This window comes from Hymenobacter rubidus (assembly GCF_016734815.1).
In the GTDB taxonomy this organism is placed as follows: domain Bacteria; phylum Bacteroidota; class Bacteroidia; order Cytophagales; family Hymenobacteraceae; genus Hymenobacter; species Hymenobacter rubidus.
On sequence record NZ_JAERQF010000013.1, the window covers coordinates 33218 to 57777 of the forward strand.

Annotated in this window: 13 protein-coding genes; 5 read left to right on the top strand and 8 right to left on the bottom strand. The window is 63.3% G+C overall.

The window, feature by feature from the left end; translation table 11 throughout:
- Window positions 1–2: 2 nt before the first annotated feature.
- The 5 genes from JKL48_RS11065 to JKL48_RS11085 form a co-directional block, all read right to left on the bottom strand.
- Window positions 3–1895, bottom strand: a complete 1893-nt coding sequence (locus JKL48_RS11065) for a glycoside hydrolase family 35 protein (protein WP_201982388.1) — start codon at window positions 1893–1895, stop codon at window positions 3–5.
- Window positions 1896–2070: 175 nt separating this feature from the next.
- Window positions 2071–3783, bottom strand: coding sequence for a RagB/SusD family nutrient uptake outer membrane protein (locus tag JKL48_RS11070; RefSeq protein ID WP_201982391.1), 1713 nt, complete (start codon window positions 3781–3783; stop codon window positions 2071–2073).
- 22 nt (window positions 3784–3805) lie between these two features.
- Window positions 3806–6955, bottom strand: a complete 3150-nt coding sequence (locus JKL48_RS11075) for a SusC/RagA family TonB-linked outer membrane protein (RefSeq protein ID WP_201982392.1) — start codon at window positions 6953–6955, stop codon at window positions 3806–3808.
- A 164-nt stretch (window positions 6956–7119) separates the two neighbouring features.
- Window positions 7120–8868 (bottom strand): RagB/SusD family nutrient uptake outer membrane protein, encoded by a 1749-nt coding sequence (locus JKL48_RS11080; RefSeq protein WP_201982394.1) that lies wholly within the window; start codon window positions 8866–8868, stop codon window positions 7120–7122.
- A 24-nt stretch (window positions 8869–8892) separates the two neighbouring features.
- A complete protein-coding gene (locus JKL48_RS11085; protein ID WP_201982395.1) occupies window positions 8893–12009 on the bottom strand; it encodes a SusC/RagA family TonB-linked outer membrane protein in 3117 nt (1038 codons plus the stop codon).
- Between the two features lie 548 nt (window positions 12010–12557).
- On the opposite strand from JKL48_RS11085, the gene JKL48_RS11090 reads away from it, so the two are divergent.
- The 4 genes from JKL48_RS11090 to JKL48_RS11105 all read left to right on the top strand — a co-directional run bounded on the left by JKL48_RS11090 (window position 12558) and on the right by JKL48_RS11105 (window position 20926).
- Window positions 12558–16778: a hybrid sensor histidine kinase/response regulator transcription factor gene (locus JKL48_RS11090; protein WP_201982396.1), complete on the top strand. Its 4221-nt coding sequence runs from the start codon at window positions 12558–12560 to the stop codon at window positions 16776–16778.
- 341 nt (window positions 16779–17119) lie between these two features.
- A complete protein-coding gene (locus JKL48_RS11095; protein WP_201982397.1) occupies window positions 17120–18370 on the top strand; it encodes a DUF2264 domain-containing protein in 1251 nt (416 codons plus the stop codon).
- A 230-nt stretch (window positions 18371–18600) separates the two neighbouring features.
- Entirely contained in the window at window positions 18601–20304 is a 1704-nt protein-coding gene (locus JKL48_RS11100; RefSeq protein ID WP_201982398.1) for a sodium:solute symporter family transporter, read from the top strand.
- Between the two features lie 103 nt (window positions 20305–20407).
- Window positions 20408–20926, top strand: coding sequence for a transposase (locus JKL48_RS11105; protein WP_201982399.1), 519 nt, complete (start codon window positions 20408–20410; stop codon window positions 20924–20926).
- A gap of 288 nt (window positions 20927–21214) precedes the next feature.
- Here JKL48_RS11105 and JKL48_RS11110 read toward each other — a convergent pair whose 3' ends face one another.
- Window positions 21215–22456, bottom strand: coding sequence for a glycosyltransferase (locus JKL48_RS11110; RefSeq protein WP_201982400.1), 1242 nt, complete (start codon window positions 22454–22456; stop codon window positions 21215–21217).
- Window positions 22453–23571, bottom strand: coding sequence for a lysylphosphatidylglycerol synthase transmembrane domain-containing protein (locus tag JKL48_RS11115; RefSeq protein ID WP_201982403.1), 1119 nt, complete (start codon window positions 23569–23571; stop codon window positions 22453–22455). The genes JKL48_RS11110 and JKL48_RS11115 overlap by 4 nt, the downstream gene beginning before the upstream one ends.
- Between JKL48_RS11115 and ruvC the strand changes: the two genes are divergently transcribed.
- On the top strand, window positions 23557–24195 hold the full coding sequence (gene ruvC, locus JKL48_RS11120; protein ID WP_201982405.1) for a crossover junction endodeoxyribonuclease RuvC: 639 nt from the start codon (window positions 23557–23559) through the stop codon (window positions 24193–24195). The genes JKL48_RS11115 and ruvC overlap by 15 nt on opposite strands.
- 40 nt (window positions 24196–24235) lie before the next feature.
- Here ruvC and JKL48_RS11125 read toward each other — a convergent pair whose 3' ends face one another.
- Window positions 24236–24529 carry a hypothetical protein gene (locus JKL48_RS11125; protein WP_201982407.1) on the bottom strand — a complete coding sequence of 98 codons (294 nt, stop codon included), beginning with the start codon at window positions 24527–24529 and terminating at the stop codon, window positions 24236–24238.
- Window positions 24530–24560: the final 31 nt, after the last annotated feature.

Consider the following 24560-nt stretch of genomic DNA (forward strand, 5'->3'; position numbering starts at 1 on the left):
GCTCAGTCGTTGGTGGTGGTGGCCACACCCGGCTGCAGGTCGTTCAGGATGGCGTGGTCGAGGAAGGGCAGCTTGGTTTGCTCGGGCTTGAGCAGCTCCAGCACGGCGATGGTATTCTGGCCTTTTTTTAGCCACTCGGCCGGTACGTACAGGGTTTGCTGGGGGCCGATGGCCCAGTAGCGGCCCAAGTTGTGGCCGTTCACCCACACCACGCCCTTGCCCCAGGTGCGCAGGTCGAGGTAGGTATCCACCGGCTTGTCCACGTTGAAGGCGATAGAGCGGATGGTGGGGGCGCTGGTTGCGGTCAGGGCGCGGCCGCTGGTTTTTGCCAGCGTGGGGGCCTGGTCGAAGGGCAGGCCGAACATCTTCCAGCTTTTCACCTCGGTGCCGCCCAGGCTCACGCTTTTGGTAATGCCTTTATTATTCTGAAGCAGGTACTCGCCGAAGTTGACGCGGCCGAGGTTTTCTACCAGAATATCCAGCTGCACCGGCCCGGCGGGCAAAGCCACCTCTAGGGCGTCCTGCCGCAGGCGGCGGTCGAGGGTGCCCACGCGCTTGCCGTTCACCATCACCACGGCATAGTCGCGCAGGTCACTGATTTTAAGCTTTTGGGTACCGCCACCGGTCACCGTGGCGCGGTAGAGCACAAAGCCGTAGGCTTGTTTCAGAGCCTCGAACGTGAGCGGGGTGGCGCTGGCCACCGGCGCGGGCAGGCGGTCGAGCAGGCTGGAATTCTGCGTGAACTGTAGCGCGGGCAGAGCCACGCTGGGCTTGGCCGCGGGCACGGCCGGCAGGGGCTGGCCGGCTGGCCGGTACTTGGCAATGACTTCGCGGAAGGCCAGGAACTTGGGCGTGGCGTTGCCGGCTTCGTCCAGCGGCGCGTCGTAGTCGTAGCTGCTGATTTGGGGCTCGTAGTGCGAGGAGTCGCCCTTGTAGTTGGCGCCGTTCATGAAGCCGCGCGTGGTGCCGCCGTGGAACATGTACATGTTGATGCTCATGCCCGCGCGCAGCACCGAATCCAGGCCCGGCGTGTAGTTGCGGGCCGGCACGGTGTGGTGCTTGGTGCCCCACCAGTCGAACCATGCCGGGTACCACTCGGCCACGTAGTAAGGGCCCTTGCCACCGTGGTTAGCTTGCACCAGCTTGCGAATCTGGCTGGGCTTGTCGGTGCCGTTCACGGCGGGCAGCAGGCCGGGCAGGTGGCCAGCGGCCACGTCGCGCACGGGGTCGCAGGTATAGAGCAGGCCGTCAAAACCCACCTCCTCGAATAGCTTTTTATTCGAGGCCAGATACGCCTTATCGGAGCCGTAGGAGCCGTACTCGTTTTCCACCTGCACCATCAGGATGGGACCGCCGTGGTTGACTTGCAGCGGGGCCAGCTGCTTGGCCACGGCCTGCAGGTAGCGGCGGTAGGCGGCCACGTACTGCGGCTCCTGGCTGCGCACTTTCAGGCCCGCAATGTTCTGCAGCCAGTAGGGGTAGCCGCCAAATTCCCACTCGGCGCACACGTAAGGGCTGGGGCGCAATACCACCCACAGGCCTTCCTCCTGGGCCATTTTCACGAAGGCGGCCACGTCGTTATTGCCCGTGAAATCGTACTGACCCGGCTGCGGCTCGTGCGCGTTCCAGAACACGTAGGTGCCCACCGTATTCAGGCCCATGGCCTTGGCCATTTTCAGGCGCTGGCGCCAAGCCTCGCGCGGAATGCGGGGGTAGTGCAGCTCGCCCGAAATCATCTGAAACGGCTTGCCATCGAGCAAAAACTGCTCGGCGCCCAGCGTGAAGGTGTGCGCGGGCGTGGGGGCCGGCGTAGCAGATAAACCCAGGCCACCGGCCAGCAGTAAGGGCAGCAGGCGGCGCATGGGGCGGTGGAAAGAGATAATGGCAGCGGACATAAATCTGATAATCAACGGGTGGTTTGTCGGGCGAAGCGTATACGCAGCATTCCTACCGCGTTACCTCACCCCCGGCCCCTCTCCCGCGGAGAGGGGAGCCACGGCGGCGCAAACGCCTGCAATCGTTCGGCTCCCCTCTCCGCGGGAGAGGGGCCGGGGGTGAGGTGATAAAGCCCTACCAGCCGGGGTTCTGGCGCATGAGGGGCACCTTGCGGATTTCGCCGTCGGGGATGGGCAGCAGGTACATCTCGGGGCGGAAGTTGTGGCGGCGAATGCTCGACACCACGTTGTAGGTGTAGGTGAAGTTGGGCGTGGTGCCGCTGCGCACGATGCGCATGCGGTTGTTGTAGGCGTTGTTGGTCACCATCGCAATTTTCCAGCGGCGGATGTCGTGCCAGCGGTGGTCTTCGTAGGCCAGCTCGATGCGGCGCTCGTTCTGGATGAAGGTGCGCAACTGGGCCTGGCTAATGCCGGCCGGGATGCCGTAGCGGCCATCGGTGCCGGCGTCGATGCCGGCGCGGCGGCGCAATTCTATCAGCTTGGGCACGGCCAGCGTGGTTTGGCCGGTTTCGTTGATGGCCTCGGCGTAATTGAGCAGAATTTCGGCGTAGCGCAGCAGCGGCCAGGCGCGCTGGGTGTTGGCCGAAGAAAGCGCGTCGCACATCTTGCGGCAGTAGTAGCCGGTCACGGATGTGGTGCCGTCGAAGCCATCGGAAGCGGCGCCTTCGTAGGTGTTCACCGGCGCCATGGCCCCGCTCAGGAACAGCAGGGACTGGTTGTAGATGATGGTGTTGTAGAAGCGCGGGTCGCGGTTCACGTAGGGGTTGGTGGCCACGTAACCCGAGGTGGGGTCGGTGATGGGCTTGCCGCTCTTCATGGGAAAGGCGTCCACGATGTTCTGGGTTGGCATGGCGTTCCAGGCCCCGCCGCGGGTGGGCGGGAAGTAGAAGCCTTCCATGTCGCGGTTGGCGCCGCGGTTGAAGGGCAGGATGTATTCGGTGTTCACGCGCTGCAGAAACAGCGAGTAGAAGCCGTTGCCGGGGGCCGTGGCGTTGTCCTCCACCAGCGCATATTGGTTCAAGTTAATCACGGCCTGGGCCGCGTCGGCGGCAGCCTGCCAGCGGCTTACGTTATACGTCGGGTAGCTCACGACGGCCGCCAGGCTGGGGTCCTGAGTTTCGGCCCCGCCGTTGAAGAGCGGGCTGGCGGCCTCCAGCAGCAGGCGGCTTTTCAGGCCCAGGGCGGCGCCGCTGGTGATGCGGCCGTAGTCGGTGCCATTCTGGTTGGCGCGGCTGGTGAGCCCGGCGGCGCAGGCATCCAGCTCGCTGCTCAGGTAGGCCACGCAGTCGGCGTACGAATCGCGGGGTTGGTTGATGACGTCTTCGATGCCATAGACCTTGTCGCCAATCAGCGGCATGCCGCCGAAGCACACCAGCAGCTGCTCGTAGTAGTAGGCCCGCAGGAAGCGCGCCTCCAGCGCCAGCCGGTTTTTGGTCGATTGGGCCAGCGGCGTGGTGGGCAGCTTGCTCAGCAGCAGGTTGCAGCGCCGGATGTTGGCCCAGGGCAAATCGTAGAATTCCGGGAACGGAAAGTTGAGCGGCGTGAGGGTGCCGCTGTAGAGCACCACGGCCTTCTGGCCCGAGCCCGAGTAGCGGTATTCGGCGTCGTCGGTGGCTTCTTCGGTGTTGCCGTGCGAGTCCCAGCGGCCCTTCGCGAAGCTGAAACCCATGTCGGCGTACACGCGCGAGAGAAAGGAAAACGTGCGCAGGCTATCGGAAAACACCGTGTCTTCGGTGAGGGCGCTGGTGCGCGGCTCCAGGAAGTCGTCCTTTTTGCAGGCCGTGGTCAGGGCAACCCCGGCCAGTAGCAATCCAAGTAACTTTTTCATATCAGATGGGTGGGAAGTCGGGCTAGAAAGTGACGCTCAAACCGAAGTTGATGAGGCGCTGCGGCGGGTAGAGCGGGCGCGAGGTGTTGAGCGTCACCTCGGGGTCGAAGTCGTAGAGCTTGTCGACGGCCGACCAGGTGAGCAGGTTGGTGCCGTTGGCGTAGATGCGGGCCGAGGGAATGCCCAGGTAGCGCATGAAGCTGGTGGGCAAGTCGAAGTTGATTTGCGCGGTTTTGAGGCGTACATAATTGCCCGAAATCTGCCAGAAGGTCGACTGGTTGGCGCTGGGGTCGCTGATGCCGCCGAGCAGCGTCAGGCGCGGGTACTGGGCGTTGTCGCCCAATTCGGGCGTCCAGGCGTTTTGGTGCACGGCGCTCAGGTTGGCGGTGAAGGCCTTGATGGCCTCGCTGGCACCCGACACGTTGAAGTTGCTCGCGCCCTGAAATAGCACGCTCACGCTCAGGCCCTTGTAGCGGGCGCCTAGGTTCACGCCGTAGGTGGTGTTGGGCAGGTTGGGCAGGCCGGTCACCTTGCGGTCGAAGTCGTTGATGATGCCGTCGCCGTTCAGGTCCTGGTACTTCAGGTCGCCGGGGCGGGCGCCGGCGGCCGGCTTGGCCACGTCGGAACTGGCAATGTCGGCGGCGCTGTAGAAGCCTTGGAAGATGTACACGCGCTGCTGGCCGATGCTGTTGCCGGTGAAGCGCTGGTACTCGTACTGCGGCACGGGCTCGTCCTGAAACAGAATCTTGTTCTTGGCAAACGAGTAGTTGCCCTTAATCGACCAGGAGAAGTCCTTCGAAATGGGGCTCTGGTAGCCCAGCTCCAGCTCGTAGCCACGGTTGTTCACGCGGCCCAGGTTCACGGGTGGCAAGGACTGGCCGAAGATGCTCGACACCGTGCCGCGGGTGGTCAGGATGTCGTACCGGTCGTTGTTGAAGAAGTCGGCGCTGCCGAAGAGCTGGTCCTTGAACAGGCGGAATTCCACGGCCACGTCAAGCTTTTTCTCCTTCTCCCAGGTCACGTCGTTGTTGGCCAGGCGGCCTTCTGCAATGCCCGGCGCGCCGGTGCTGTTCAGGCCGAAGTCGTAGGCGGTGCTGCTGCCGTAGTTCTGCTGGTAATAGTAGGTGAACTGGTTGCCCAGCGCGTCGTTGCCCACCAAGCCGTAGCTGCCGCGCAGCTTCAGGTAGGTCACGGCCGGCACGGCGTCGCGGAAGAACGACTCCTCGGCCACGTTCCAGCCCGCCGACACGGCCGGGAACAAGCCGTAGCGGTTGTCGGCGTTGAAGCGGTCGGAGCCGTTGTAAGCCCCGTTCACCTGGAACAGGTAGCGGTTGTCGTAGTCGTAGCCCAGGCGGCCCGAGTAGCCCAGGTAGTTGCTCGGGATGAAGTTGTAGGTGTAGTCGCTGTTGGCAGCCGTGTTGGCGTTGCGGTTGTACAGCGCCAGGCCGTACACGTGGTGCTTGCCGAAAGTGCGGTCGTAGTTCACAATGGCCTGCAGGTTCACCACGCGCGAGGTGCTGCCGCCCGAGTAGCCCAGCGCGAAGGGGCGGGTGCGGTAGAGGTTGGGGTCGCGGGCCTCGTAGTTTTCGGGCGTGCTGCCGCTGGCCGGCGTGTAGATGAACGACGGGAAATCGGTGCGCGTCATCTGGCGGTAGTAGCCGTAGTTGCTGGTGTAGGCCAGGCGGCCGGTCACGTTCAGGCCCTTCAGCCCATCCGCAAATACGCCCAGGTCCTGCTTCAGGGAGAACACGCCGTTGATGTTGTTCTCGTTGTTGCGGCGGTAGCCGTTGTTAGTGAGGCGGCCCACGATGTTGTTCACGTTGTAGCCCGAGTTCACATCGCGCGACCATTTGCTGTAGCCGTACGAGCCGTCGGGGTTGTAGATGGGGTAGGCAAACGGCGCCAGCGTGGGAAAGCTGCTGTAGTCGTAGAACACGTCGTCGTTGGCGTTGAAGGCCGAGCTAAACGGCGTGTTCACCCGCGGAATGTTCACCTGGCCGAAGTTGCCGTAGAGGTCGATGCGCGCGTCGAGGCCCTTGGTGATGTTGATGTCGAGGTTCGAGCGGTAGTTGTAGCGCTGGTGGAAGTAGTTGCTGTTCACGCCGGCGTCGCTGCCGAAATCGTTCAGCAGGCCGTTCTGGTAGAGGTAGCCCACCGACACGAAGTACTTCACCCGCTGCGAGCCGCCGCTCATGTCCACGTTGGCGCGGTACTGCTGGCTCCAGTCCTTGAAGAGCACCTTGCGCCAGTTCACGTTGGGGTGGCCGTAGGGGTCCGAGCCGTCGCGGAATTTCTGAATATCATCGTCCGAGAAGCGCGGCTTGAAGCCGGCCACGGGGTTGAACTCGTTGTCGTTAATTTGGGCCTGGTCGTAGAGGCGGGCCGACTCGGCCGCGTCGAGGTAGTGGGTGAACTTGGTGGGCTGCGTCAGGCCAAACTCCACGCGGGCCGAAATCTGGGGCGGGCCGTCTTTGCCGCGGCGGGTGGTGACGACCACCACGCCGTTGGCCCCGCGCACGCCGTAGATGGCGGTAGTGGCGGCGTCTTTCAAAATGGCCAGGCTTTCAATCTCGTTGGGGTCGAGGCGGGCAAACTGGTCGTAGCTGTACTGCACGTCGTCGACGATGATGAGCGGCTGGTTGTTGCCGTTGTAGGAGCTGATGCCGCGGATGAAGAACTGCGCGCCGTCGGCGCCCGGCCGGCCCGAAGGCTGCTGCGAGAAGAAGCCCGGCAGGCGGCCCACCAGCGTGTTCTGCAAGCTGGCCGAGGGGTTTTCCCGAATGTCCTTGCCGCTCACCTGGCTCACCGAGCCGGTCTGCGTAATCTTCTTCTGCTCGCCGAAGCCCACCACCGTCACCTCATCAAGGCTCTGGTCGGCCGATTCCAGCTTCACGTCCACGCTGGTGCGGGTGCCCACTTGCACCTCGCTCAGCTTGTAGTTCACCGAGCGAAACACCAGGATGCCGCTCTTGCCCTTGATGGCCAGACTATACCGGCCTTCGGGGTCGGTGGTGGTACCGTTCGAAGTCAGGTCCTTCTCGTACACGGCCACGCCGGGCACGGGACCTTGCGCGTCGCGCACGGTGCCCTGCACCGTCCGGCTCTGCGCCGCCGCCCGCTGGCCGAGGGTGCTCAGTACCAGCAGGAAAACAATGAATAAAAAGTTTTTCATAAGTCGGGTGGGAAAATCAGTGGTGAAATGGGGAGGTGGTAAGTGGGGGAGAAAGGGAGATGGGGTGTGATGAAGTGTCAGAAGCGTTTTTTGGTGAGGCGCAGACTTGGCTTCCTCATTCGCACTTTCCCTCCTCTCTTCTCCCTTCCTCACCCGCTCCCCTCCTACCAGCCAGGGTTCTGCGTCAGGTTCAGGTTCTTGGTGGTCTCGTCGTAGGGCAGCGGCATGTAGTAGAGCCGGGGCTGCCAGGTCATATTGGCGGCCGTGGTGGTCGTGTAGGTGTAGGTGGGCGCCGTAGTAGTGCCGCCTTTCGTAATCTGCACGCCGTAGAGCGGGCCGTTGAGCACGTTCTCGGCCGTTTTCCAGCGGCGCAAATCCCAGAAGCGGTGCTCCTCAAAGCCCAGCTCGATGCGGCGCTCGTTGCGGATGAACGTGCGGGCGTCACTCTGGCTCAGCGTGGCCGGGATGCCGTAGCGGCTGTTGGTGCCCGGCGTGAGGCCCGCCCGCTGCCGCAGGGGCAGCAGCAGGGTCAGCGCCTCGGTGGTGCGGCCCAGCTCGTTGAGGGCCTCAGCGGCGTTGAGCAGCGTCTCGGCGTAACGGAAAATGGGGAAGTTGTGGCTCTGGTTGGAGTAGGCGGTCGCGGTGGTGAAATCGCCCAGGAACTTGCGCAGGTAGTAGCCGGTGCGCGTCTGTACGGCCCCGCCGCCGGGCCGGTCGCGGCCGCCGTCGAAGGTTTCCACGTTGCGGCTCAGCCAGCGGCTGCCGGGGGTGGTGGTGCCGGTGGTCACGCCGTTGGCAAACACCGAGAACAGCAGGCGCGGGTCGCGGTTGGCGTAGGGGTTCTGGGCGCTGTAGCCCGAGCCGGCGTCGGTGATGGCCGCGCCCGAGAGCATCGGGAAGGCATCCACGAAGTTCTGGCTGGGGCTGGTGAGGCCCTGGCTGGCGGCCGGGGCGCCGTAGCCCATGGGCGCGTTCCAGTTTTCCAGCGTGGTGTTGTTGCTGGCCTGCTTGGCCAGGATGATTTCGCTGTTCTTCTTGGTAGTGAACACGCTGGGGAAGGCCGTGGCCGTGGGCGTCATTATCAGCGAGTGCGCGTTCAGGGCGATGAGGTCCTGGGCGGCGGTGAGGGCCAGCTGCCAGCGGTTGGCGTCGGCGGTGGGGTAGCCCTGGCGGTCGCCGGCGCCGTTCACCTGCCCGCCGTTGAAGAGCGGGCTGGCGGCGTAGAGCAGCAGGCGGCTCTTGAGGGCGAAAGCGGCCGTGCGCGGAATCCGGCCCCACTCGCCGTCCGGAATGGCCGAAGGCAGGCGCAGGTCGGGCTTGATGAGGTCGCACTCGCTCACGATGTAATTCACCGTTTCGGCGTAGGTGTTGCGCGGCACCGACAGGTCGTCGTCGAGTGTAAAAATCTTGTCGCCGATGAGCGGCACGCCGCCGTAGCGCTTCAGCAGCTCGAAGTAGAGCATGGCCCGGATGAAGCGGGCTTCGGCCTTCCAAATCACGATGTTGGCCGGCAGGGCGGGCACGCGGTCGATGTTGGCCAGGAAGATGTTGACGCGGCGGATGCCGGCGTAGGCCGAGCTCCAGTAGGCGTCGGGGTTGTTCACCACGCTGATGGTGCCGTTGGTGAAGTACTGCGCCGGCGAGTTCAGACGCGAGGGCAGGGCGTCGTCGGTGGCGGCGGCCAGGAAGTCGCCGGGGCCCGTGAACGCCCCGATGCGGTTGAAGCCGCCGGGCAGGTAGTTGAACAGGTCGTTGAAGAAATACAGCGCCACGGTGGCGTTGCGGTCCTTGGCGTCCCACTCCGTGTCGTCGCGGATGAGGTTGCGCGGCTCGGTTTCGGGGTCTTTCTGGCAGGCGGTGGTGCCTAGGGCCAGCACGGCGGCCAGGGCCGCGGCGTATAGTTTCGTATTCATCGGAACAGAAGCGGCGGGTGGGAATTAGAGCTTGAGGTTGACGCCGAAGTTGATGAGGCGCTGCTGCGGGTACGCGGCGGTGAAAATCTCCGGGTCCACGCGGTCGTACTGGCTGAAGGTCACCAGGTTGGTGCCGTTGGCGAAGAAGCGAATGCCCTGCAGGCGCACGCGCTTGCTCAGGTTCAGGGGCAGGGTGTAGCCCAGCTCCACGTTCTTGAGGCGCATGTAGCTGTCATCGTGCAGCCAGTAGCTGCTGGTGGGGGCGTAGTTGTTCAGGTTGTTGCCCAGGCTCAGGCGCGGGTAGCTGGCGCCGGGGTTGCTGGGCGTCCAGCGGTCGAGGTGCTGCTCGAAGGCCCCGCCAAAGCCGCCGTTCTGGAAGGCGTACTCCGAAGCGCCGCTCAGGTAGATGACGCGGCTCAGGCTGCCCTGCAGCAGGGTGGTGAAGTCGAAGCCTTTGTAGCGGGCGCCCAGCGTCAGGCCAAACGGAATGCTGGGGTTGCTGCGGCCGATGGGGGCCACGTCGAACTGGTTAATCACGCCGTCGCCGTTCAGGTCCTTGTAGCGGATGTCGCCGGGCTGGGGCGTGTAGCCCACGATGGTGGCGGCGCCCTGAATCTCGGCCTGGTTCTGGAACAGGCCGTCGGCCACGTAGCCAAACGCCTGGCCCACCGGCTGGCCGGTGCGCTGCATCCAGGGATAGGGCCGGTACACCTCGTCCTGATACTCCACTTTCGAGTACTGCACGCCCACGTTCACGGCCGCCAGCAGGCTGAGCTGGCCGAAGTTCTGCTGGTAGCTGAGCTGGGTGGTGAGGCCCTGGTAGCGGTTACGGCCGATGTTCTCATCGGGGTACAGCTGGCCGATGAGCGTGCTGCTGCGGCCGCGCTGCTGCAACAGGTCGTAGTACAGCGAGTTGTAGTACTCCACCGTGAAGCCCAGGTGGTTGTCGAGCACGGCGCCCTGCAGGCCCAGACTCAGCTTGCGGCCTTTTTCCCAGGTGCGGTTGCGCGAGGCCAGCACCTGCTCGCTGTTAGAGAACTGCGTGCCGGCACCCGTGCCGAAGTAGGGCGCCGAGGTATCGAAGTAAGTCTGAATGTAGGTGAAGTAGCCCGGCACGTCGTTGCCGGTCAGGCCGTAAGAGCCGTACAGCTTCAGGTACGAGAGCCAGGGCTGGGTGCCCTTCATGAAATCCTCGCGCGACATGTTCCAGGCCAGGCCGGCCGAGGGGAAAAAGCCGTACTTGAAGTCGCCGTTGTCGGGGTAGCGGTTCGAGCCGTTCAGGCCGAAGGCCAGCTCGGCCACGTACTTGCCCTTGTAGTTGTACGACGCCCGGCCCGAGAGGCCCTGCACCGTGTAGGGCAGGTCCGAATCCTGGAGCAGCGACTGGCGCGAGGCCAGCGCCACGGCGTGCAGGCCGTGGTTGCCCAGCTGCCGGTCGTAGCCCAGGTCCGCCTCCAGGTAGGTGGTGTTGTTCTGGAAGTTGACGCCGTTGTTGTTCTGCTGGTCGCCGTTGGTGCCGTACTGCGTGTAGGTGGGCTGGCCGGCGGCATTGGCGCCCTGCACAAACACGGCGAAGGTTTTGTCGCGGTACACCGTCTCGGAGAGGCTGGCGTAGTACGAGGCCATCGCCTTCACCCACAGGCCGGGCGTCACCTCGTCCAGGGTGCGGCGCAGGTAGAAGTCGGCCACCACGTCGCGGTTGTAAAGCTGCCGGTAGCCCGAGCCGATGGTCTGGGCCCACAGGTTGTTCTGGAACTGCTGCGTGCCGCCGTAGCTGCCGTTGGCGTTGTACACCGGGTAGGCCAGCGCCGGCGTGTTGTAAAGGGCGTTGAGGATGGACGGCAGGCCCTGCCCGAAGTTGGCGCCCGTGTCGTTCGAGGTCAGGATGCGGCCCAGCAGGCCGATGCCGCCGGTGAGCTTCTTGCTCAGCTGCAAATCCACGTTCGAGCGGACGATGTAGGCCTTGTAGTCGTTGCTGGTGTTGTACTTGTTGATGTCGCTGGTTTTCAGCAGGCCCGTCTGGCTCAGGTGCTCCAGGCTCACGAAGTAGCGCGAGAACTTGTTGCCGCCAGTGGCCGAAAACGTGTAGCGGTCCAGCTTCGACGACTTCTTGAGCAGCTGGTCGAACCAGTTCACGTTGGGGTGGCCGATGGGGTCCGAGCCGTCGCGGTACTTCTGCAGGTCGTCGGCCGAAAAGCGGGGCTGGAAGCCGGCCACCGGATTGGCGGCGTTGTCGTTCGTCTGCGCCTCGTTATACAGGCTGGCGTAGTTGTAGGCATCCAGCGGCTTGGGCAGCTTGATGGGCTCCTGAATGGCCGACTGCACCGTGAACGAGATGCGCGGCTGCCCGGGCGTGCCCCGGCGCGTCGTCACGTTCAGGATGCCGCCGTTGGTGTTGCGCACGCCCAGCATGGAGGTGCTCAGCGCATCCTTCAGCAGCGTCACCGACTCAATCTCCTCCAAATCGAAGTTGTAGATGGGCCGCACCACGCCGTCAATTACCACTGTGGGAAAGCGGCCCAGCAGCGAGGCGCTGCCCGCGTCGCTGCCCGGCTGCCCCGAAATCTGCGTTACCTGCAGGCCGGCCCCCTGCCCGGCCAGCGCCGTCACAAACGACGTCACGGGCAGGCGCAGCAGCGCGGCGTTGTACACGGTCTGCGTCGAGGCGGCCGTGAGGTCGGCCGGCAGGCTGGTGCCGAAGAGCAGGCGCACCGGCTTGAGGCGGGCCACGGCCGGGTTCTTGGTGTCGAGCAGGATGATGGGCGTGAGGTCGTCGGTGGCTGTGTAGCGCCGAATCACCGAGCCTTCGATGCTCACCGTCAGGGTTTCACCGGCCTTCACGTCTGGCATCCGGGCCTGGCCCAGCGAGTCGGTCACGACGGTGTAGCTGTTGGCGCCGCCGTTGGCCAGGGTCACGCCCCGCAGCGGCTCGCCGTTTTCGTCCGTCACGGACGGGGTGAAGACGGTGATGGCCGGCATCGACTGGTCCGGGGTTTTGGTGGTGTCGCCGGGCGTGGTGGCGCGCGGCGGCATCACCGGCATATTCATCACCTGCGCCTGGGCAACTGTGGTGCCGGCCACGCCTGCCGCTGCTAATAGCAATAGCCGGCGCAGGGCCCTTGAGGGTAAGGGTTTTCGCATAGGATTGAAGGAAAGTTGGGTACAGTGGGTGGGAAATTGCTGTAGTGTCCACATCATGGAAACGGCTACCGACGACCGAAGTGAGTAAATGCTCAATCACAATCAATCGATTGTGCCCTGGTGCTTGGACCGAACAAAAGTAGGCCTGCTCAAAACCATTTATAGGGGGGGATTCCCATCGAATTGCGGGGGGATAATTCACAAAATCACGCCTCCCGGCAGGATGCATCAACGCCTAAACAGCACTGTATTTAGCTATTATATAATTGTTAATCAGCATTATTTAGACAGAACAAGGACTGACTAAAGGGGGGATATTCCGAAATCGACGCTTTTCGGCAGTTGGCACCGCGTGCTACCTTGCATCCCTGTAGCACTCCAAAACAGACTGGGCACCGCCGCCGATGCCGGCTCTGTTCTTGGCAGCCGCGGCGGCGTTCAGCGCCGCTTTTCAATAATGCTACCGTTGGAACTACTGCTAGCGGCACTCCTCTATCCCACCCACCGCATTTATGGCCTCCGTGCACCGGAAATTTGCCGCTTCTTTTTTGCTAATCTGGCTAGCTCTGACGGCGCGGGCGCAGGATACCGCGCCGAGCGAGTTTCGCTTCGAGCACCTCACCGTCGACCAGGGCTTGTCGCACTCCGACGCCATGGCCGTGGCCCAGGACCGCGCCGGCTTTATTTGGGTGGGCACCAACCGGGGCCTCGACCGCTACGACGGCTACAGCCTCAAAACCTACACCCTGCCCATCACCCGCGAGGGCGTTTCCGGCAACCGCATCAAAGTGTTGCACCTGGCCCCCAACGGCCGCCTGTGGGTGGGCACCGAGCGGGCCGGCCTGGGCTACTACGATGCCGCGACTGACAAGCTCACGACGCTGAACGAGGCTGCCGCGCCCGCTGCTTACCGGCCATTGGTGCGGCAGCTACTGGGCGTCAGCATCATGGGCCTGGCTTCGGATGGGCAAGGCCAGCTGTGGGTGGGCACCCAATGGGCGGGCTTGTTTGTGCTGGCATTCGACAAGCAGGCCCACCTCGCCACCATTCGCCGGGTGCCCTTTGCCGCCAACGCGCCGGCGACCTATGCCCTAAGCAGCCTGGCCACCGATGCCGAAGGCAACGTGTGGGTGGGCACCTACGACCACGGCCTGGGCGTGGTGCGGGCCGGCAGCACCGCCCTGGCCATAGAAGCCACGGCTTTCACCGAGCTGGTGCGGGTGCTGCAGGTAGACCGACGCGGCGACCTGTGGATTGGCTCCGACCAGCGCGTGTTTTGGGTGAGCGCGGCCAACCGCCGGGCCGTGCGCGAGCTAACCACCCATCCGCAGCCCATCGCCTATCCGCAGCTGCAGTCCATGCTGCTCGATTCGTTCGGGCGCTTGTGGGTGGGCACCATCTACGGGCTGTATGTGTGGGAGGCGGGCGCCGTGACGGGTCAGGCGCCGCCCCTGCGCCCCGCTCCTACCCTGCTGTTACCCGCCGATGGCGAGCCCTTCAGCATCAATTCGGAGCGGGTTCATCAGATTTTTGAAGACCGCACCCAGGTGATGTGGCTGTGTGCTTCGGCGGGGGGCCTGAACAAAGTAGACCTGCGCCAGAAGCCTTTCGGCCAGCTGCGCCGCCAGCGCACCGGGCAAACCGCGCTGGCCAACAACTACATCAACGCCATTTACAAGGAAGAGGCCACCAACACGCTGTGGCTGGGCACCCGCAACGGGGTACAGGCCTACGACCTGGCCCGCCAGACCTACCGCAGCTACACCAGCAAAGACGGCGGCACCCGCGGCGTAGATGTATCGGCAGTTTTCAAGGCCAGCAACGGCACGCTGTGGTTTGGCACCCGCAGCCGCGGCCTGGTTAGCCTCACGCGCCAAAACGGCCGCGAAAAGCTAACCACTTACAACCAGCTGCCCAACGGCATTCGGCTTAATACCATCAACATTGAGCGCATAACCGAGGACCGATACGGGCACCTGTGGGTGGCCACCTACGGCGCGGGACTGTTCAAATTCAGCCTGAGCGGTGAGTTTTTGGGTAACTACCGCATGGAAAACAGCGGCCTGCCCACCAACATTTTCTCGTTTCTGCTCTACGACCCGCACCAGGATGTGCTGTGGGCCAGCACCACCGACCAGGGCCTGCTGAAGCTGCGCGCTACGCCCGACTCGCTGCAGATACTCCGGCAGCTCCGGCACCAGCCCGACGCGGCCGATGGCCTACTGGTAAACTTCGTATGGCCCCTGCTACTCGACCGCCAGGGTACCCTCTGGATTGGCACCATCGGCGGCGGCCTGCATCAGCTTAATACCGACTCGCAGGGCCGCGAGACAGTGCACAACCTGCATAAATACCTGCCGGAGAGCGATGTAGAGAGCATCATGGCCGACGATGCCGGCCAGCTCTGGATTGGCGGCACGGGCCTTTACCGCTATTCGCCCGGCACCCGCCGCTACCTGCGCTACGACGTGGCCGACGGCTTGCAGAGCAACGCCTTTAAGGTGGGGGCTGCCGACCGCGGGGCCGACGGCACCCTGTATTTCGGGGGCATCAACGGGGTGAGTTATTTCCAACCGGCCACCATTCAGCCCAACCCGCATGCCCCGGTGGTGCAGCTCACGGGCCTGCGTATTGCCAGCCAGCCCGTGGCTGTGGGCCAGCCCTTCAACGGCCGGGTGCTGCTAACGCGGCCCTTGTCGGAACCGCAAACGGTGGTTATCCGGCCCGGCGACAACGACTTTTCGGTCGAATTTGTGGGCTTGAACTACGCCAACCCGCAGAAAAACCGCTATGCCTACCAGCTCGAAGGCTACAACGCCGGTTGGGTGACGCCGCCGCCCGGCCAGCGCTCGGCCAGCTTCGCTAACCTGCCGCCTGGCCAGTATACCCTGCGCGTGAAAGCCAGCAACGGAGAAGGCAGCTGGTCGGTCCAGCCCGCCATCATGCACTTCGACGTACGCGCCCCTTGGTACAAAACCGCCTGGGCGTATGGGCTTTACGCGCTGCTGCTACTGGGCGCCGTAGCGCTATACCGCCGCATTGAAATGAGCCAGCAGCAACTAAAAAGCCGCCTGGTATTGGAGCAGTTTCAGGCGGAAAAAGAGAAGGAGCTGACCAATCTCAAACTGGGCTTTTTTACCAGTATCAGCCACGAGCTGCGCACGCCGCTCACCCTCATTCTGGGGCCGATGGAGGACGTTATCAGTAGCCTCGGTGCGATGGTGGGCGTGCAAACCAAGGTGCAGCTGATGCAGCGCCAGGCCCAGAAGCTGCTGGATTTGGTGAACCAGCTGCTCGATTTTCGCAAGGTGGAAACCGGCAACGTGCCCCTGCGCGCCAGCTACGGCAACGTGTTGCCCTTTCTGACCGAACAGTTTGCCAGCTTCCAGCTGAAAGCCCAAGAGCGCGCCGTGCACTACCAGCTGCAGCTACCTGCCGAGCCAGTAGAGCTGTTTTTCGACCGCAGCAAGCTGGAAATCATTTTGACCAACCTGCTGGCCAACGCCTTCAAGTACGTGCGCGACAAAGGCCGGGTGGAGCTGGGCGCCTCGGTGGTGGGCGATGCCGGCGGCAATGCCGTGTATGAGCAAGGCCAGCTGACCGGCAACTACTTGAAAATAATGGTGTCGGACACCGGCGTGGGCATTGCGCCGCACGAGCTGCCGCGCATTTTCGACCCCTACTATCAGGCTTCGCACACCAACACGCTGCGCATGACGGGCACCGGCATTGGCCTGGCCCTGGCCCAGCAGTTTGCCCAGCGCCACGGCGGGCAATTGACGGTGGCCAGCACCCAGGGCGTGGGGACCACCTTCGAGCTGCGCCTGCCTTTCGGCCAGCAGCACCTGCAGCCCGAAGACCTGGCACCGGCCCAACCAGACCTTCCCAACGCCGCCCCGACGGAGCCCACGCCACCGCCGGTGCCCGATGAAGCCGCAGAACCGATGGCGCCTACGGCGGTGGAGCCTGCCCCGCCGGCCGGGCCACCCCACCTGCTGCTAGTAGAGGACAACGACGAGCTGCGCGAGTACCTGGTTCAGCTATTCGAGGCGGATTACCAGGTAATAACTGCCGAAGACGGCGTAGTGGGCTGGGAAAAAGCGCTGGCCCAGTTGCCCGACCTCATTATTTCGGACGTGATGATGCCGCGCTCCGACGGCCTGGAGCTGTGCCAGAAAATCAAGCAGCACCCCAAAACCGCCCACATCCCAGTGCTACTGCTCACCGCCCGCACGGCCGAAATCCACCAGCTCGAAGGCCTGGGCATGGGAGCCGACGACTATGTGAGCAAGCCCTTTAACCCTACCCTGCTGCAAGCCAAGGCCGAGGGCCTGCTGCGCAACCGCCGCAAGCTGCATGAGTTCTACCAGCGCCGCATTTTGCTGCAGCCCACCGAGATAGTAGTGGCCGACGCGGACCGGGAGTTCCTGGAAAAAGCGATGGGCATCGTTGAAAAGCACTTAGGTGACTCCGATTTCAACGTGCAGGTACTGGTGGGCGAGATGGCCATGAGCAACTCGATTTTCTACCGTCGCATCAAGAGCATCACCGGGCAAACCGTGGTTGAGTTTATTCGTGATGTGCGCCTGAAACGCGCCGCCCAGCTCCTGACCCAAACCACCTTGCGGGTGGCCGAAGTAGGCTTCGAGGTGGGCATCGAAAATGCTAAGTATTTCCGGCAGATGTTCCAGAAGCTGTATGGCATGACGCCTTCCGAATACGCTAAGCAACACCGGGACGTAGCGAACCAGGTAGCGAATGAGGATTGAGCGCTTGCGCAGGCTAGTTGCCACTACCGGCTAGCAAATGGGCAGGCCCTGATTTGCAGCCTGGCGAAAATTTACCCGCTATTTCCCCGAAATGCACCCCCTGGTTGGGGTAATGGCAGCTTAGTATTGCAGTACCGTTGCCCAAGCTGGTGAACCGCTTGGCGCAAACGGAGGAGGTGGCCATCTGTAAGGTTACTTCTGCCCCTTTCTGATAATATGGTCCTTCGCTTGTGGAGCGGCCTGCTCTTCAACACGCCCCTGTTTACGTCCTATATGGCTTGGTTGCTGGCCCATTCCTTCGTGGGAATCGAATCGGCCTCGTGCTCAATCACTAATCTCGTATGAAACGCCGCTACTTCCTCTCCCGGGCCACGGTGGGTGTATCCGCGCTTGCGCTTCCGCTGCCGACGCTGGCCGAACATCCATCGGAACTTAGCCAGGTGTCCCGCCCAACGGATGAACGCGCTTACTGGCTGGCCACCCTGCTGCGCGTGGCCGAACCCGTACTGGTGGCGGCCAGCGCCGGAATGCTCAAAGCGGCCATGCCCGTGGAGGCCGCCCCTGGCCAGCAAGCCGGGCGGCGCAGTGTGACGCACCTGGAGGCGCTGGGCCGCACCCTAGCGGGCCTGGCGCCCTGGCTTGAGACAACCGACGTGCCCTCCAACGAGGCCACGCGCCAGCTGCGCGCCGCCGAGCAGGCCCGCCAAGCCATCGCTCACGCCGTGAACCCGGCGGATGCCGATTTCCTGAATTTCACCCAGGGCGGCCAGCCGGTAGTCGATGCTGCTTTTCTGGCACATGCCCTATTAAGAGCCCCTACTGCCCTGTGGGCCAAGCTTACTCCCAACACGCAACAGCAGCTGGTGCTGGCGCTGCAAAGCACCCGAGCCATCAAACCTGTGTACAGCAACTGGCTGCTGTTCAGCGCCATTATTGAGGCTGCGTTGCTCAAATTCAGCGGTAGCGGCGACCTCATGCGCATGGACTACGCTATTCGGGAGCATCAAACCTGGTACAAAGGAGATGGAGCGTACGGCGACGGGCCCGATTTTCACTGGGATTACTACAACAGCTACGTCATCCAGCCCATGCTACTGGATGTGGTGGGCACGCTGGTAGCCGTGGGCAAAGAGCGAAAAGAATTGCTGGAAACGCTTCGTACTCGGGCCCGCCGCTACGCCGCGGTCCAGGAACGCCTGGTGGGCCCGGATGGCTCCTTTGCGGCTTTTGGTCGTTCCCTGGCTTACCGTTGCGGAGCCTTTCAGCACTTGGCCCAGTGCGCGTTACAAGGTCTGCTGCCCGAGACACTGCCGGCCGGGCAGGCACGGGCAGCCCTAACGGCGGTTATGCGCCGCACGCTGGATGCGCCGGGCACCTTCGATGCTAAGGGCTGGCTGCAAATCGGACTGTGCGGTCATCAACCCGGTATTGGGGAGGGTTACATCTCTACCGGTAGCCTGTATTTGTGCACCACGGCCTTTCTACCGCTGGGGCTGCCGGCCAGCCACGCGTTCTGGGCCGAGCCAGCGCAGGAATGGACCGCCCGGCGCATCTGGTCGGGGCAGGACGTGAAAACCGACCACGCGCTGTAAATGCCATCATGAGTGCGCGGACGCCCCCGCCCCGGTTCTTCACCCCAGCAGCTTCGTTCAGGGGGCTGCTATCTTATGCCTTGGTTCTGAAGAGTCCTTGGAAGCAACCCCGACCAGCTCTGGCTGGCAAACGTGCGAATTTTATGACTGGCGAACCTATCCGGCCAGCTTTGCTTGGCGCGCTTGTATTCCATTCCTCAAGCCCATGGCCTTTTCTAACTAATCACGCAATGCAAAACACTTTTAATACGCTCGACCTGGGGGTCTTTCTATTTTACCTCATGGGTGTAGCGGCCTACGGGTATTACGTGTACCGTAGCAAGCAGCAGGAGCAGATGAACACCCGTGACTACTTTCTGGCCGAGGGCTCGCTGACGTGGTGGGCCATTGGGGCGAGCATGATTGCCTCCAACATTTCGGCTGAACAGTTCATCGGCATGAGCGGCAACGGCTTTCAGGTGGGCGTGGCAGTGGCCGCCTACGAATGGGTGGCGGCCATCACGCTCATTATCGTGGCCGTATTCTTCATGCCGATTTACCTGAAGCAGCGGATTTATACCATGCCGCAGTTTCTGGAGCAGCGCTACAATGCGGCGCTGAGCTTGATAATGAGCATTTTCTGGCTGTTTTTGTACGTGCTGGTCAACCTCACGTCCATTCTCTACCTCGGGGCGCTGGCCATCAGCAACCTGGTGGGCGGGGCCGAGAGCTTCCACCTGATTATGGTGGCGCTGGCGGTGTTTGCGCTCATTATCACGCTGGGGGGCATGAAGGTGGTGGGCTACACCGACGTTATTCAGGTGACGGTGCTCATCATCGGCGGCCTGGCCACTACTTATCTGGCTCTCACGCTGGTGAGCGAGAAGTTCGGGCTGGGCAGCAGCGCCATCGCGGGCTTCAACGCCATGATGCGCGACGCCGGCGACCACTTCCACATGATATTCCCCAAGCCCACCCAGGCCACGCCGCAGGTCGACGTGAACAAGTACCTGATGGTGCCGGGCATCGCCATGTATGCCGCCGGCCAGTGGATTGTGAATCTCAACTACTGGGGCTGTAACCAGTACATTACCCAGCGTGCCCTCGGCGCCGACCTCAAAACGGCCCGCACCGGCATCCTGTTTGCCGGCATGCTCAAGCTGCTGATGCCCGTGATTGTGATGCTGCCCGGCATCGCGGCCTATGTGCTGCACAAAAACGGCAGCCTGCAATCCCAAATGGCCCCCGGCGGCGCCTTCAACTCCGACAACGCTTACTCGGCCATTCTCACCTTCCTGCCCAACGGGCTGAAGGGCTTGTCGCTGGCCGCCCTCACGGCGGCTATTGTGGCCTCGCTGGCGGGCAAGGTCAACTCCATTTCCACCATCTTCACCCTCGACGTGTACAAGCGCTACCTCAACCAAGACGCAACGGAGCAGAAGCAGGTGTGGGTGGGCCGGGTCACGGTATTTGCCGCCATGCTGCTGGCCATCATGCTCACCTGGAAGGACTTGCTAGGCATCGGTGGCGAAGGGGGATTCACTTACATTCAGAAGTACACGGGCTTTATCTCGCCGGGCATTGTAGCAGTATTCCTGCTGGGCCTGTTCTGGAAGCGTACGACCGCACCGGCCGCCATTGCCGGCATCCTGTCGGGCTTCGTGCTGTCGGTGTTTTTCAACAACTACGCCCCAGGCGTGCTGGGCCATGAAACGCTGCTTTACACCGCCTTCCCCAACGGCCACGGCGGCTACGAGATTCCTTTTCTCATTTGCATGGGCCTCTCTTTCGCCTTCACGTTTGTGCTGATGGTGAGCATGAGCCTGGCCGGGCCGGCCATCAATCCCCGCGCTCTGCACTACGAGGCGGGGCAGTTCAAAGTGGCGCCCAGCACGCTGGCCCTCATCGCGGTGACGCTGCTCATGATAATGGCGCTCTACGTTAAATTCTGGTAATTCAGCCGGTTGCTGAATCAGCGGCCAAAAAAAAGTCTGCACGCTGCCGAGCGCGTGCGGCGGCGTGCGCCGGGACTTTCTTGAAGCCCTTCAGGACGAAGACGTGACCCGCTTCAAATTCGTGGACGAGACGAGCGTCAGCCTGACCTACACCCGCCGCTACGGCCGCGCCCCAGGCGGGCGGCGGGTGGACGCGGCCGTGCCGCTGCACAACGGGCCCAGCGTGGCGGTGGTGGCCGCCCTCTCGGCCCAGGGCGTGGAGGCCGTCATGGAACTGGACGGGGCCGTGAACACGGCCAGCTTCGCCGGGTACCTCGAGCAGGGGCTCGGGCCGGGCTTGCAACCGGGCGACGTGGCCGTACTGGACAACTTGCGGGTCCACAAGGCGGCCGGCCTGGCGAAATTGGTGGAAGCACGCGGGGCCCGGCTCCTGTTTCTGCCGCCCTACTCGCCGGATTTTACGCCCATTGCGTTGGCCTTCGGCAAGCTCAAAACCCACCGGCGCACCGCGGCCGCCCGCACCCGCGAGGCGCTGACGGCCCCCTTGCAAGCGGCGCTGCCCTGGATAACGGCCGAGGATGCTCAAAACCGGTTCGACCACGGTGGCTACCACGTACACTGACTATGAAATTGCTCTAATACGCTGCAACTCTAACGCAAGACACAATTGAGGGGGCCTAACAATTTTTTGTTGAAAGGCGCACTACCAAGGCATCATCGGCCCTAAACCCGGCTAGCCCGCCCGCGCTCAAAAGGGTAAAACCAACGAGCACGACGATTAAGGCCATGCCAACCGAAATGGCAAAACCAGCCGAAATAAAGCGCATAACGAGTTGAGCTTAGGAGGAATATGTGTGCGGCGAACTTACCTCGCAAGTCCACCGTGAACTCTCTTCTTTCGTTACTTTGGCTACCATACCGCCCGCCCCTTCCACTGGTAGCCGCCCCGCCAGCCGGCCGCCCCTACCGCCAGCGCATACGGCGCGTACAGCAGCTGCAGCGGCAGCAGTCCCCACAACCACTTGCGCCGCCCGAAAAACCCCAGCACTGGGTTCAAAAACCAGGCATCGGCCCCGAGCTTAACCGCCCAGGCAGCGGCCACCCAGGGCCACCAACCAGGCCACGCCAGCCCCGCTCCTATCCCGGCGGCTAGGGCCACGTTGGCGCCCAGCACCAGCAAAGCCAGGCGGCGCGGCGCGGTGCTGTGGTAGTGCCGCCACTTGCTGGCCCAGCGCACCCGCTGCCGCAGCAGCGCCCGCAGCGTAGGCGGCGCGGCCGTACGCACCATGGCCGCCGTATCGGCCAGAAAATGCGCCGTACCGGGGAAAGCTGCGTGGATTTTGTGGAGCAGAAACTCGTCGTCGCCGCTGGCCAGGTGGGCATTGTCGGCGAAGCCGCCCACGGCTTCGAACGCTGTGCGGCGGTAGGCCAGGTTGGCCCCGTTGCACATGGTGGGCTGCTGGCAGGCCAGGCAGGCCGCGCCCACGCCCACCAGCCCGGCAAACTCCAGGCCCATGAGGGTTTGCAGGAGCGAGTCGGAGCCCGTCAGCAGCACCGGACCGCTGAGGAAATTGGCCTGTGGCTCGCGCAGAAGTTGAGTTGCATAAGCATCCAGCCAGCCCGGACCCAGTCGGCAGTCGGCATCGGTGCAGACCAGCCACGGGGCGCGGGCCGCTTGCTGGGCGGCGAGTAGGGCGGCTTTTTTACCGGTTTCCGTAGCCGGCAGGGTGATGAGCCGCAGGGCAAACGGCGAGTCGCGGGCAGCAGCGGCTACGAGGGCGGCCGTGGCATCGGTGGAATGGTCGTCGGCTATCAGGACTTCGAAGTGCGCGGCGGGCAGCAGCTGGACACGGAGGTCATGCAGCAGCTGGGGCAGGTTTTCGGCTTCGTTGCGAGCGGCAATGAGGATAGCGAAGAGGAGCGGTTGCGAAGATGTTGAACTGAAAAGTTGAGAGTTAAAAGTAAAAAGTTCGTCATTGGGGGCGGTTACGGCTTCCCCTGTGGCATGAACAGTCGCACCAGCTACTTCAACGCTTTTTCCTTTTAACTTTTCACTTTTAACTCCATTCGCCAGCCAGCCGGCCCGCAGCCGCACCATCAGCCCCGCATAAAGCAGCGGCAATACCAGCAGGGCCATTCCAGCCAGCATCATCGGCCCGCCCGCTTTTCGCGCAGCACCCGCAGGCCCGGCACCAGCAGCAGCCCGGCCGCGCTGGGCAGGGCAATATTGATGACCCACAAACTCAGGCTGGCCGACAGCACCGGTAGCGCCGGCTGGCCCAGCAGGCCGAACAAGTGCGTGGCCGACAACTCCCGCACGCCCACATCGGCCAGGGCATTGAGCGAGGGCACCAGTGATTTCAGCAGGAAGGTCCCCGCCACCGCCGCTAGCCCCGGCCCCAGCGGCCCGCCCACGCCATAGGCCGCCAGCAGCAGCATAAACTGCGCGCAAAACACCCCGTAGCGCAGCCCCGAAAGGACCAGCACCGCGTGCAGCGCCCGCGCCGGATACGTGGGCATGATGGCCAGCGCCGGCCGAAACCGCCGCAACGGCCGCCACACGCCCAGCGCCGCCAGCAGCAAGCGCGAACGGTACAGGGGCACCAGTACCAGCGCGCTCAGCAGCACGGCTGAGGCCGCCACGCCCAGCCCGGCGGCCGGGTAGCCCTTCAGGTAAAACGTCAGCAGGAAGTAGAGCAGGCCCGCCACGCCCGCCAGCACGGTGGCCACCAATTGGCAGTAGCGCCCCAGAAATACGGCGCCCAGCGCACTCACCCGGCGGCTTTTCAGCTCGATGATGCGGCCGGCGTAGTCGCCCACGCGGTTGGGGGTGGCAAAGCCCAGCGTGAGGCCCACCAGCACCGCCCGAAAGCTGCGCCCGAAGGTGACAGGCTCCAGGTGCCGGGCCAGGCGGTACCATTTCCAGGCCTCCAGGCCCCAGTTGAGCGGCACCAGCGCCAGGGCTGCCAGCACCGGCCCGCGCCCGGCCCCGCTGAGCGTAGTAGCCAGCAACTGCCGCCAGGCCTTCGCCGTATCGGGCGCGGCAAAAATGGAATTGTACAGCAGCCCCAGGGTGAGCAGGGTGACGCCAATTTTGCCCCAGAAAACCAGCCGGCGCCATTGCCGGGCGCGGCGGGTTTCGGGCTCGGGGGCGGGTTGGCGGCGATTAGGGCCGGAAGGGCTCAGGCTGGCGGCTGCAGCCGGCGCGGCGCTAGGTGTAGTGCCCTGGCTTGGGTTGTAACTTTGTGTCAGATGCCTGCCCCCCAACGCCCCCGCCCCGCCCCTGCCGTCGAGCTGCTGCCCAAAATCATTATGGGCGTCGACCCCGGCACCCAAATTATGGGTTACGCCCTGATTGAGGTGCGCGGCCAGCGGGTCGACGTGCTGTGCTACGACGTTATCAATATGAAGGCGCTGGGGTCGAACCATGCCGTAAAGCTAAAGCGGATTTTTGACCGCATGCTGGAGCTCATCGACGAGTACCTGCCCGACGAGCTGGCCATCGAGGCCCCGTTTTTCGGCGTCAACGTGCAGAGTATGCTCAAGCTGGGCCGGGCCCAGGGCGTGGCCATCGCCGCCGCCCTCTCCCGCCAGATTCCCTACGTGGAATACGCGCCCACCAAGGTGAAGCAGTCCGTCACGGGCTCGGGCTCGGCCACCAAGGAGCAGGTGGCCCACATGCTGCGCCAGACCCTCACGCTGCCGCCCCTGGCCGAAGCCAGTAAGTTCCTCGACGCCACCGATGCCCTGGCCGTGGCCCTCTGCCACCATTACATGAAGGGCAACAACACCACCGTGAGCGGCGGCAAAAGCTGGGGCAAGTTCCTGACCGAAAACCCGGAGCGGCTGGGGGCGAGTACGGGCAAGAAAAAAGCGCAGGCGAAGGGATAGCGCAAGCGGCAAGTATGCTCAAACTGATGCCTGCATTCTCCTAAAAGCGCCGCCCGAAGAATTTTGAGATATCAAAATAATACGACACCGTACTCCCATCCGATTTCTTAAACGCCAGAATGTCGTAAGGCTTTTTGTTTTCTGAGGTTAAGGATTGCCTTACGAATTGGCAGTCCGGGCAAACCTGCCTGACGTAGGCGTACTCCTGTGCTACTCCTCGAATAACAATGGCTTGCTCGAAGGAACTGCCGTCTCTTTCAGCGCTTCCAACGTTTTTGGTGGTCGCGCAGGCTGTAATAACCAGTAAACCCACCGAAAGTCCGATTTTGCTCATTTTGCTCAGTGTAATTGTGTAAGCCATGCAT